The following is a 12,650-nucleotide window of genomic DNA, read 5'->3' on the forward strand; positions in this document are numbered from 1 at the left end:
AAGTAATGTACTCACGATTGTCATGCTGAGGAACGAAGCATCTATCGGCAAACAGATCCTTCACTACGTTCAGGATGGCAATTTTTCAAACGGTCATGCTGAACTTGTTTCAGCATCCCACATGCTAAGCGATCGGACTGTTCTGAGAGATCCCGAAACAAGTTCGGGATGACGTTGATAACAGCATGTGTAAAGATTGCATCGTTTCTCGTAATGACGCTTTATTAATGGATCATTTGCTATAAAACACCAAAAGCAACCTTTTGAGTTGCTTTTGGTGAATAATATGTGGGTTAACCTTACAGCTTCGCGAACTCGCTGCGGGTAATTTCCTTGTTATCTAAGGTAACTACGCTTTTTATGTAGTCGAACACTTTTAACGCTTTTACCTCTTCAAAAATGCGGTTAGCATTCTCTTTGTTTTGCAGGTATTGTACGGTGTACTGGCCAAGCTGTTCCTCTGTCAAAGGTTGCGGGCTGTACATCCTGAACTGCGCGTCAAGGCGTTGTTTTGCTACCGAAAATACTTCGTCGTATTTTATTTCGATGTTGTTATCCTTAATGATCTTGTTTTCGATCAAAGTCCATTTAAGGTTTTTTGCAAAATCGCCGTAACCACCTTCAAGTTCTTCGTTGCTCAATTTTTCGTTGGTGGCTTTTAACCAGCGTTTCAAAAACTCGTCAGGAAGGGCGAAATCAACTTTGCTTAAAGCATAGTTGTATATTTCATCCTGAAGTTTGCGCTCGGCATCCTGTTGCAGCATGCTTTCCTGCTCTTCGGTAATTTTTGCTTTAAACTCCTCTTCGGTAGTTACGGTACCTTCACCAAATAATTTGTCAAAGAACTCCTGGTTCAGGTCGCTTTCCTCTAAACGGTTAACATTCTTAACTGTCAGGCGGAAGTTCGATTTAAGGTCGGCAGCAGTTTCCTCATCAATTTTTAACAGGCCTGCAACTTTAGCCGCGTCGTTTCCGAAAGCTTTCTGGATATCCAGTACTACTGTATCATCTTTTTTCAAACCGATAAGCGAAGCTTTGATCGCCTCGTCGCTTATCTGCTCTAAACGTACTGATGTAGTTTCGTTAATACCTTCATCAAAAACACTACCATCCGGCGAAAGCTGCTCTAATTGCGCGTAAAGCACGTCACCATCTGCCGATAAGTCAGGGTTTGTCATTTTGCCATAGGCACGACGGATATTTTTTACACGTTCAGCAAGGGTTTCTTCATCTACGCTGATCACGTATTGAGTAAGTTTATCCTGCGAGGTGAAGTCAAGATTAAACTGAGGCGCTAAACCTACTTCGTAGTTAAATTCGAAGTTGTCGTTAAAATCCCAGTTGTATTCTTTTTTATCATCAACTTTAGGCAACGGCTGACCTAAAACTTCCAGTTTTTGCTCGTCGATATAGTTGTTCAGGCTATCAGACAACAGGTTGTTTATTTCATCAACCAGGATGCTTTTGCCGTACATTTTTTTGATGTGGCCGGCGGGTACCATACCGGGGCGGAAACCCGGAAGCTTCGCTTTTTTTGCATGGTCTTTTATAGCTTTATCAACACGCGGCTGATAATCTTCAGGATTGATGTTTATAGTTAAAACGGCGTTCAGGTTGTCAACTTGTTCCTGTGTGATGTTCATCTTCTTTATAGCTGATATTTAGTTAAACACACAGGGCATGGCAGTTGCCATGCCCTGATTTTGAGGCGCAAAAGTACGAATATTTTTGGTTAATACTATGTTAATGTTTCACCTGCTGAAATTTTACCACAGGGTTGCTTATCGGTTTAATGGTGCGTAGGTAGGCATATACGGCTGCAAGGTCGCTTTCTTTCATGTTACCGTATTTCCACCACGGCATAATGGTTTGATATTCGTTGGGCTTAACAGATTGCGGCTGCATATTACCCTCGGCATACTGCCTGAAACGGTTTACAAACTGCTCCTTTGTCCATGAACCTATGCCGGTATCTTTATCAGGCGTAATGTTTGCCGATTTTAAAACACCGCCCGGTAATTGGAAGGTTCTGCCGCCGGCGAATTCAAGACCGGCAATGCGGGTTCCTTTATCTTCCTGGCTGTGGCAATCTATACATGATGCGGTTTGCACCAGGTACTGTCCGTATTTCAGCGTATCACTTTCGGGCGGACGTTTGCCTAAAGTGGCTTTTTGCGGCATGGTGTTCACTATCAGGTTAAGCGGAAAATCAAGCTTATGCGCAGGGTAAGTTTTTCCTTTAGGCTGAAGTGTGCGGATGTAAGCAATAATAGCATAAATATCCTCGCGATCCATTTTTGAATAAGCCTGCCATGGCATTATTGGGAATATGGCCGAACCATCTTTTTTAACGCCTGTGGTAATGGCCCTGAACAGTTCGCCATCGGTGTATTTTTTTATACCTGTAGGCGTAATGTTAGGCACATATATTTCACCGGGCAAACCTATGCGGCTGTCAAACACTTCGCCTCCTACGCCAAGCTGGTTACTGTCAATTGGACCGGCAAATTTGCTCCAGTCGCGGGTGCTATGGCAATCTATACAAACAGCTACGCTATGTGCCAGATACTTTCCGCGGGCTAAACGTTCGGGAGTTAATTCTACTTTGATGTTTTCAGGTTCGCCTACATCAGGCAGTGCGAAGCTTACATACGAGGCCGCCGAGATAGCGACCACTACTACGAGGATAACAATAATGGCTATCCATTTTAAAAACTTTTTCATTGTGCGGTTTGGTTAATGTAACTAACTACTTTAGTCGGTTACGTGCGTCAGGGTGTAAATGCTACACCCTGACGCAATTTATTGCAGGTTATTCAACCTTTTTTATTTCAGACGAACCTGATTCATGATTCGTTACATTTTTAGGATTGCCTTTGTATTCAATTGACGAGCCGCCGCTGGTGTTTACGTTAAGCGAGTTAAGCACATTTATCTTACAGTCTGACGCGCCGGAGGTTTCAATAGAGTAATCGCCTACTACAAAATTAAAAGCATCAATATTGCCGCTTCCGCTTAACTCGACACGATGCGAGCCTGCCTGTCCTTTTAACCTTAGTTCGGTAGCGCCGCTACCTTCGGTACGTACATTGGCGGCGTTCAGGTCAAGGTCGGCTTTGCTTGAACCGGAAAAATCAAGGTCAAGGTCTTTCACATTAAGCCTTCCGTCTGAATACAGTTCAATAGCGCCCGAAGCGTCGATACCTTCAAGGTTACGTACGCCTATAACCAGCTGTGCCTGCTGTGTTGAACAAAGACTCTTTTTTGTTTTTATTGAAAGCACACCTCCGCTTACCGAGGTTTTCACCAGGTTTTGCAGGTTATCGTCAATGGTAACGGCTACGGTTTGTGAGCTATCCTGCTTTAATATGATCTTATATCCTCCGCCTACATCAATCTTTGTAAAATCGTCTACCTTACGTGTATCGGTAACTACTTTACCCGAGCCTTCTTTACAGGCCATATTGCATGATGAAAAAATAGTTGCTGTTAAACCTGCGATAGCTAAAATAATGTAAGTGGTGGTTTTCATATCAGTGTATTTAGTTTGAAGTTTATGACGTTGATCAGTTAATTGAAGTTACACATTTTAAAAAGAAAAGCCATCATGTTTAAAACGACGGCTTTCCCAGGATATATGATAGACTTTTGCAAAAGTGAGTGAATTATAATACAGCCAGTTCGTTACTGCTTACTTTATAACCATCGTTGCTGCGTACTACGCGGGCAGTGTTAAAAGCTACCAGGTTGCCATAGTTAACGCTGGTTGAACGGCCGTAGTTAAGCGCATATTCGTTAACGTTACCGGTAAGGTCGGCTTTGGCGTTGTCAGCTACAGTTATGTTAGCGCTGTATGAGTTAATATCCAGTTTCGCGGCAGCTGTGTTGTGCAATTCAACGTCAAGCTGGATAGCTGAAAGCTTACCAAAGCTTTTAACGGTTGAGTTGTCATATGCTGCAATTGCACGAACGTCTTTTGCGGTTACCCATACTACCAGTTTTTTATTGGTGTATGATGCGATGCGCAGTACGCCGTTTTTGTTTTGTACCATTGCGTTTTCTGCATAGTAACGGTTGTAAACTTTAACCTGATCGGCGCTGCCGTCAGATACATACAGCTCAACGTTACCGCGAACCTCTATTTTAGTAATGTTGCTTACATCGGTTAACACGGTAGCGGCGCTGTCGTTGTTATCATCGGCTTTAACGGTATTTACTGTACCTAAACCTAATGTTAACATTGTTGCAAGGGTGATTATTGTAGTTTTCATGATTGTTATATTTTTGATTGTGATTGTGTTATTTAATATTTCTTTGTTTTTAATTACACCAATAAGACGGCGGTACAATAGCAAACGTTACAGCGGATTAGCTTCAATTAGGCATATTGGGTGTAATCCTCGGTGAACTACCGTTTTTTATCGGCGAAATACCATAGTGTAAAAACTACACTTTTCACATTTAAATCAAAAAAGCCACATTTTTGCACAGAAATGCACATTATTTATTATGCATACATAAGAGTTGCAACGTTTATTTTGGAGGAAAAAATTTTATCAAATAATTAGTTAGCCCTTTGAGTGGATGGCTTCATAAACGTAGTACTACATCATCCCAAACTTGTTTCGGGATCTCACTAAGTAAGGTTTTGAATTGCAGATGAGATGCCGAAACAAGTTCGGCATGACCGGTAATTAAGTCTCTTTCAGTGGAGAGGGATTTGGGGTGAGATTAATGATGAGATCTTTTACGCCCCGCTCACAATGACTAAATAGATTACTTCGTTTATCAGCAAACAATGGCTTTTTACAAATAATACCGCTCCCCATCCCCTTTTATCCTGCCCGAATCAAGCAACTGACGGATGGCGTTTATCTTTTGCTTGTCGTTGCCTTTTTGCAGAGACGATATCAGTTCATCCAGACTCATGGTATTGCCGCTTAGCGCCTGCATAATGTCGTTTGTAATAACATCCATAATGTCTTTCCTGTCTTCATTACGACGCTCTTCAAGGCATACATCACAGATACCGCATTTACGGGCATTATCTTCGTCAAAGTAAGCAAGCAGCATCTGGCTGCGGCATTTCTGGTGGGTGGCATACGCAAGCACCGCTTCTACCTTGGTGCGGTAAATAGTTCGACGCTCATCGATATATGCTTTATTGATATATAGTTCACTTGCCTGCAGACGTGGTTTCAGGTAGGTAACCTGCGGCTGATCGGTTTGCTGCAGGTAGCTGATAATCTTGTAATCCTGTAATTGTTTTAGGCCTTCAATCACCTGCTGCACGCTCATGCCTGTACGACGTGCCAGTTCAAATTCTTTTACACGGACATAATTATCAAATGCCCCGCCATACGATCGTAGCAGCGTTTTAATAAAGGCATCCCACCCGGGGTTAGCCACCTGGAAACCGTACAATTCTTCATTCAGCACCTCAAACCTGAAACGCGACGGCAGGAAAACACTCTCATTGAACGAGAGATATTCATCCTGTTCTAAAAATTTAAGCGCGTTTAGCGTTTTAAATATGTCGAGCTTAAAGCGGTCGGCAAAGCTGCTGATGTCAAAATCAAAACTTAAACCTGCCCCGGCGCCATAAGCCACCTGAAACTGGTTAGCCAGATGATGATACACCTGTTTTATCTCATCAACTGTTGGAAAACTGCTTGTAAGTTTACGCTCCTGCCGGGCACGGTCGGCCGGACTGTACAGCAACACGCCATACGCCTTTTGCCCGTCGCGCCCTGCCCTGCCCGCTTCCTGGTAATAAGCTTCCAGGCTTTCGGGTATATCTTTATGTATTACGAAACGCACATCAGGCTTATCTATGCCCATGCCAAAGGCGCTGGTTGCTACTATTACCTGCGTACGGCCCTGTTTCCACTCGTCCTGCCTTACCGTACGCTCGTCCATAGTTAAACCGGCGTGATAATTAGCCGCGCTGATACCATTCTGCTGATAAAACCGCGCAATTTCAACCGTCTCTTTACGGCTGCGTACATACACAATGCCGCTGCCTTTAACGCCGTTGGCAACGCTCAGCAGCTTGCGGAACTTATCTTCGGTATGCTGCACTACATAGCTTAGATTACGGCGCTCAAAACTTTGCTGGAATAGCTTTGACCCGGGTTTAAATTGCAGCTTTTGCTGGATATCGTCCTTTACATCGGCGGTAGCCGTAGCGGTAAGCGCCAGTACAGGTACTTTCGGGTGAATGGCCCTTATGTCGGCAACATGCAGATACGGTGGCCGGAAATCATATCCCCACTGCGAGATACAGTGCGCCTCGTCAACCGCTATCATATTCACTTTCATGTAAGCGATACGCTCACGCACCAGTTCGCTCAGCAGTCGCTCGGGCGACAGGTAGAGGAACTTCACCGGGCCGTAGATACAGTTATCCAGCGCGATATCGATTTCCCGCTTGCCCATACCCGACACAATAGCCACCGCCTCTATGCCCTTTTCCCTCAGGTTCTCTACCTGGTCTTTCATTAACGCGATAAGCGGCGAAATTACAATACAGATACCTTCCATGGCAATGGCAGGCACCTGGAAACATACTGACTTACCGCCACCGGTAGGCAGCAATGCCAGCGTATCATTACCGGCAAGTACCGAATTAATTATATCTTCCTGTAAAGGACGAAAGGTATCGTGTTTCCAGTAATGCTGTAGTATACGGTGGATTGTCATTTAAATGTGGCAATTGCAAAACTGCTAAAGTGCATCAATATAATTAAATTCGCCGCTGTAATCGTTTCAAGCATGAAAAAAGTTTACCTGTTCATTATATCTCTTCTTTCCACAGCCCCTGTATTCGCGCAAAAATGGAACATTGAAAACATTGTAGGTCAACCTAAAAAGGTAAGTATTACTACCGACGAAGGTACCTGGATGAATCTTGATGTTAGTCCCGACGGGAAAACCATTGTTTTCGACCTACTGGGCGATATTTACAGCCTGCCTGTTGAGGGCGGCCGCGCCACCATACTGGCCGGCGGACGTGCCTGGGAAGTGCAGCCACGTTTTAGCCCCGATGGGAAATACATCTCCTACACCAGTGATAAGGATGGCGGCGACAACATCTGGATAATGAACAGTAATGGTGATAATAAGCATGCTATCACTAAAGAAAATTTCAGGTTATTGAACAACGCCTCATGGTCGCCTGATGGGGAGTACCTTGTTGCCCGTAAGCATTTTACCGCCCGCCGTTCGCTTGGCGCGGGCGAAATGTGGCTTTACTATAAAACCGGCGGCGATGGTATTCAGCTTACCAAACGTAAAAACGACCAGCAGGATGCCGGTGAACCAATCTTTTCGCCCGATGGCAAGTATGTTTACTGGAGCGAGGATGTAACGCCCGGCCCTTACTTTGAATACAACAAAGACCCATACGCGGGCATTTACGCCATAAAACGGCTGAACCGCACAACCGGCGATATTGAAACCGTAACCGATGGCGGTGGTGGTGCATGCCGACCGCAGATATCACCTGACGGCAAGCTGCTGGCTTTCGTAAAACGTATCAGGCTGAAGAGCGTGCTATACCTGCATAACCTGGAAACAGGCGAAGAATGGCCTGTGTATGACGGCTTGTCGCACGATCAGCAGGAAACATGGGCCATCTTCGGCGTATACCCGAATTTCGGCTGGACTCCCGACAGCAAGAACATTATTTTTTATGCCAAAGGCGGAATATGGAAACTGGATATAAACAGCCTGAACGCAACAGAAATTCCTTTTGAAGTAAACTCGCAGCAATTGATTGCAGAATCATTGCACTTTAATCAGCGCGTGTTCCAGGATGAGTTTACTGCGAAAATGATCCGTCAGCTTACCACCTCGCCTGATGGCAAGCGAGTGGCCTTTAATGCAGCCGGATACATTTATATAAAAGACCTGCCCAACGGCAAACCCGAACGCATAACTACCACACCCGACTTTGAATACGAACCGAACTTCAGTCCGGACGGGCGTTACCTGGTATATGTTAACTGGACCGACGAACTTAAAGGATCAGTAAACAAAATAGACCTTGCAACCAAGCAGGTAACAAGGCTTACGGTTGATAAGGGTTTTTACTATTCGCCAAAGTTTTCAAACAAAGGCGACCAGATAGTTTATCGAAAAGGCGTTGGTAACCAAAACGCAGGCTTTGCTTTTGGCGTTAACCCTGGTATTTATACCATATCTGCAAATGGCGACACACCGAGGATGGTGATTGACAATGGTATCCGCCCGCAGTTTTCGACAGATGATAGTAAGATATTTTATCAAAGCAGCGAAGGCGATAAAAAAGCTCTTAAAGTTGTCGATTTGAGCGGCGCTAATCAGCATACGCTTTATACGTCTACCTATGCTACGCAATTTGCGCCAAGTCCTGATGGCAAGTGGATGGCCTTTACAGAACTGTATAACTGCTACATCACCCCGATGACCATGAGCGGCGGGGCGCAGGATCTGTCGGCAAGCAACAAGGCACTGCCCCTAAACAAACTTACCCGCGACGCGGGCACCTACCTGCATTGGAGCAAAGACAGCCAGAACCTGATGTGGACGCTTGGCCCCAAATACTATGTGCGCAACATTAAAGCCGCTTTTCCATACGCTGATGGCGTTCCGGATAAAACACCGGTTGTTGATACCAACGCTACTGCCGATATCGGTCTGCGCCTTAAAACTGATGCACCGCAAGGCAAAATAGCTTTTACCAACGCGCGTATTATTTCTATGAAGGGTGAGGAAGTGATTGAAAAAGGTACTGTCGTTGTTATCAACAACAAGATATATAACGTGGGCAAGTCGACTGATGTACAAGTTCCTGAGGATGCTAAGGTGTATGATCTGGCAGGAAAAACTATTATACCCGGATTAGTTGATGTGCATGCGCATTTAGGCGTTAGTCCGGATGGTATTTCACCGCAGCAGGACTGGAATTACTACGCCAACCTTGCTTATGGTGTAACCACCGCGCACGATCCGTCAAGCAATACCGAAATGGTATTCAGCCAAAGCGAAATGCTGAAGGCCGGCAATATGGTTGGTCCGAGGGTGTATTCAACCGGAACAATTTTGTATGGCGCCGATGGCGATTTTAAAGCGGTGATCAACAGTATTGACGATGCGCGTTCGAGCCTCCGCAGGTTGAAGGCGGTTGGTGCCTTCTCAGTAAAAAGCTACAACCAGCCACGCCGCGAACAACGTCAGCAGATAATTGAAGCCGCCCGCGAACTGGGTATGGAAGTAGTACCCGAAGGTGGATCAACCTATTTCACCAATATGAACATGCTGCTTGACGGACACACCGGAATTGAGCATAACATTCCCGTATGGCCCGTTTACAAGGATGTAAAAGCACTTTGGAACGCTACCAAAGTTGGCTATACCCCTACGCTGATTGTTTCATACGGTACACAATTTGGCGAGAACTACTGGTATGACCGCACTGAGGTGTGGAAGAACGACCGGCTGATGAGCTTAACGCCGCCTTCTATTATCGATTCCCGATCACGCAGGCGCACAACTTCTGAGTATGGCGATTATGGCCATATTGAGGTATCAAAAGCGGTAAAATACATAGCCGATGGCGGCACGCGCGTAAACATGGGTTCGCACGGGCAGATACAGGGCATTGGTGCGCACTGGGAAATGTGGATGCTTGCACAAGGCGGAATGTCTCCGCTGCAGGTACTTCGCTGCGCCACGCTTAACGGAGCGAATTACCTGGGTATGGATAAAGAGATAGGTTCGCTTGAACCAGGTAAACTGGCCGACCTTGTTGTATTAGACGATAACCCGCTGGAAGATATCCGCAATACCGCAAGTGTGCGTTATGTGATGGTAAATGGTCGTTTGTATGATGCCGAATCAATGAACGAAATAGGCAACCGTGAAAAGCCTCGTCTGCGTTTCTGGTGGCAAATGACACGCGGTGGCGATATGCTGAACCTGCCGGTAAACACTACTGAAACGTATCAGTACACTACACAGGATTGTGATTAGGTTGTTGAAGGTGTAAGGTTATCTACAGACAACTTTATTTGTCATGCTGAGGTACGAAGCATCTATCAGCGAACAGATCCTTCGCTACGCTCAGGATGACGAAAAAGAATTACCAACTCAGCCACTCATAAAATGCCGGGAACGACGTGCGCCACTGCTTTTCATTATGCCGCTCGCCTTTCAAAACAACAACCGGCGACTGTGCAGCCGTTTTGCTTTTTGGTTTGATGATATCATAGATCTTCTGCATGTCGGATGTCATGGTGCTGCCTTCCTGATCGCCGCAGGTAAAATAAAAGGCTGATGTTTTGTTAAGAGACGTTTGCTGCGCGTATTGAAATATTTCAGGATTTATCCAGAATGCAGGCGAGAACACACCTGCCTTGCCGAATATTTCAGGATGTTTTAGTATTGCGTAAAATGAAATCAGTCCGCCCATTGAGCTGCCCGCTATGGCGGTATGCCTGGCATCCTTTTTAGTGCGATAGTGTGCATCGATATAAGGCTTCAGGGTGTTTACTAAAAATTCAATGTACTTATCTCCCTGCGCTTCCTTTGCATATTTGGACGGATACGGACTATACTCGGCCAAGCGTTCATTGCCGCCATTATCAATACCCACTACAATACATTGCTTTTTAACAGGCAGTTTGTCCAGCGTTTCGTCAACACTCCATTCGCCAAAGTTACCGGTAGCCTCGTCAAAAAGATTTTGTCCGTCGTTCATGTAAAGCACAGGATATTTTTTTTCCGATGTTTCATAGTCAGCCGGCAGGTAAATCCATATCCGGCGCTGCCTGCCAAGTTGCGGCATATCAAACTTTTCGCTAATGATATGCACGTTGGCGCTGGCAGTGCGTTTAACTTCTTGTGCAGGTGCGTAATCCTGCCAGGCTGCTACGTTTAAAACAATGGTAGTGTCGTGCACGATGTTATATTCGCGGTTGACTATAGCCTTTCCTGTCGAATCGCACTCAACCTTGTCCCAATTTCCGCGCGTCACTTTGAAACTAATCTTCCCTGCAAGCATATTTTTAATCAATACCGGCCCACTGCTACTACCTTGCATCTTCCAGGCATTATCGGCAGGATTCCATCCGTTAAAGTCCCCGGCCAAATACATCGCAGGCTTATCTTTTACAGCGTGATAGCTATCTATCTTAAAAACCACTTTTACTTGGGCGATAGTGGCTATACAATAAAAAGCAAAAAGATATGTAAGTATTGTTCTTTTCATAAAATCGGTTTAAAACGAAAAAGCCGGGTGCAAAACACCCGGCTTAATTTATAAAAAAGAATTTGTTATCGTTTGTCCAAATCCACGTAACTGCGTGGTGTTTCGCCAGTGTATATCTGGCGCGGACGGCCGATAGGTTCTTTGTTTTCTTTCATTTCTTTCCACTGTGCAATCCATCCCGGTAAACGGCCTAATGCAAACAGTACTGTGAACATATCTGTCGGGAAACCCAGTGCGCGGTAGATAATGCCTGAATAGAAATCCACATTCGGATAAAGCTTGCGCTGAACGAAGTAAGGATCTTTCAAAGCAACTTCCTCAAGTTGTTTGGCTATTTCAAGTACCTCATCATTAATACCCAGTTTCTCTAAAATATCGTCGCAAGCTTTTTTTATGATCTTAGCACGCGGATCAAAGTTCTTGTACACGCGGTGACCAAAGCCCATTAATCGGAACGGATCGTTCTTGTCTTTAGCTTTGGCTATCCATTTGTCGGTATCGCCACCATCCTGCTGTATTTTTTCAAGCATCTCGATAACCGCCTGGTTAGCGCCACCATGCAGCGGGCCCCAAAGTGCAGCTATACCTGCCGAAACTGAGGCATACAGGTTTGAATCAGAAGAACCAACGATACGCACTGTTGATGTTGAGCAGTTTTGCTCGTGATCAGCATGCAGTATCAGCAACTTGTTCATGGCACTAACAATAACCGGGTCTATATCCACATCTTCGGTGCGTTGCCCGAAGGTCATGTGCAGGTAGTTGGTTACGTAATCAAACTTGTTTTTAGGATAGATATACGGGTGACCCAGCGAGCGTTTGTATATCCATGATACCAGCGTTGGCATTTTAGCCAGCGTTTTTATAATGCTGAGGTTGATCTCCTCAGGTGTTTGGTTTGTTTTAAGTGATTCAGGATAAAAAGCCGACAACGCGCAAACCGACGATGACAGCTGCCCCATAGGGTGCGAACGCTGCGGAAATCCGTCGAAAAACTTCTTCATATCCTCGTGCACCAGCGTGTGGTGGCTCAGTTCATACTGAAAGTCTTCAAGCTGTTGTGCTGTAGGCAATTCACCGTAAATAAGCAGGTAAGCTACTTCTATAAAGGTTGATTTTTCGGCAAGCTCTTCAATTGAATAGCCGCGGTACCGTAAAATACCTTGTTCGCCATCTAAAAAAGTAATAGCGCTTTTGGTGGCGCCGGTGTTTTTGTAGCCAATATCAAGGGTTACATGGCCGCTTTCATCGCGTAGTTTAGAAATATCAATAGCCTTCTCTCCTTCGGTGCCTGTAATCACCGGAAGATCATATGTTTTATCGCCTATAGTCAGTTTAGCTGTGTCGGACATATAAATAGTGTATTGCAGCAAATGTAAATAAATCTGCGTATTATTAT

8 protein-coding genes are annotated in these 12,650 nt (G+C 45.1%); 1 reads left to right on the forward strand and 7 read right to left on the reverse strand.

All coding sequences use genetic code 11. The features are described from left to right. Positions 1 to 299: 299 nt before the first annotated feature. From tig to EOD41_RS18225, 5 genes are all read right to left on the reverse strand, one after another. The gene (tig, locus tag EOD41_RS18205) at positions 300 to 1,643 is read right to left on the reverse strand and encodes a trigger factor (RefSeq protein ID WP_127707625.1); all 1,344 of its coding nucleotides are present in this window, start codon (positions 1,641 to 1,643) and stop codon (positions 300 to 302) included. A gap of 100 nt (positions 1,644 to 1,743) precedes the next feature. Then, positions 1,744 to 2,724: a c-type cytochrome gene (locus EOD41_RS18210; RefSeq protein WP_127707627.1), complete on the reverse strand. Its 981-nt coding sequence runs from the start codon at positions 2,722 to 2,724 to the stop codon at positions 1,744 to 1,746. An 88-nt stretch (positions 2,725 to 2,812) separates the two neighbouring features. Further along, positions 2,813 to 3,532 carry a head GIN domain-containing protein gene (locus EOD41_RS18215; RefSeq protein ID WP_127707629.1) on the reverse strand — a complete coding sequence of 240 codons (720 nt, stop codon included), beginning with the start codon at positions 3,530 to 3,532 and terminating at the stop codon, positions 2,813 to 2,815. Positions 3,533 to 3,665: 133 nt separating this feature from the next. Beyond that, positions 3,666 to 4,271, reverse strand: a complete 606-nt coding sequence (locus tag EOD41_RS18220; RefSeq protein WP_127707631.1) for a GIN domain-containing protein — start codon at positions 4,269 to 4,271, stop codon at positions 3,666 to 3,668. 535 nt (positions 4,272 to 4,806) lie between these two features. Then, complete coding sequence (locus EOD41_RS18225) at positions 4,807 to 6,702, reverse strand: RecQ family ATP-dependent DNA helicase (RefSeq protein WP_127707633.1); 1,896 nt, start codon at positions 6,700 to 6,702, stop codon at positions 4,807 to 4,809. A gap of 72 nt (positions 6,703 to 6,774) precedes the next feature. On the opposite strand from EOD41_RS18225, the gene EOD41_RS18230 reads away from it, so the two are divergent. After that, on the forward strand, positions 6,775 to 10,014 hold the full coding sequence (locus EOD41_RS18230) for an amidohydrolase family protein (RefSeq protein ID WP_127707635.1): 3,240 nt from the start codon (positions 6,775 to 6,777) through the stop codon (positions 10,012 to 10,014). 109 nt (positions 10,015 to 10,123) lie between these two features. On the opposite strand, the gene EOD41_RS18235 is transcribed toward EOD41_RS18230, so the two are convergent. Both EOD41_RS18235 and EOD41_RS18240 read right to left on the reverse strand, forming a co-directional pair. Next, the gene (locus EOD41_RS18235; protein WP_127707637.1) at positions 10,124 to 11,251 is read right to left on the reverse strand and encodes an alpha/beta hydrolase; all 1,128 of its coding nucleotides are present in this window, start codon (positions 11,249 to 11,251) and stop codon (positions 10,124 to 10,126) included. 65 nt (positions 11,252 to 11,316) lie between these two features. Next, entirely contained in the window at positions 11,317 to 12,603 is a 1,287-nt protein-coding gene (locus EOD41_RS18240) for a citrate synthase (protein WP_127707639.1), read from the reverse strand. Positions 12,604 to 12,650 lie beyond the last annotated feature (47 nt).

It is taken from the genome of Mucilaginibacter limnophilus, assembly GCF_004005815.1.
Taxonomy (GTDB): domain Bacteria; phylum Bacteroidota; class Bacteroidia; order Sphingobacteriales; family Sphingobacteriaceae; genus Mucilaginibacter; species Mucilaginibacter limnophilus.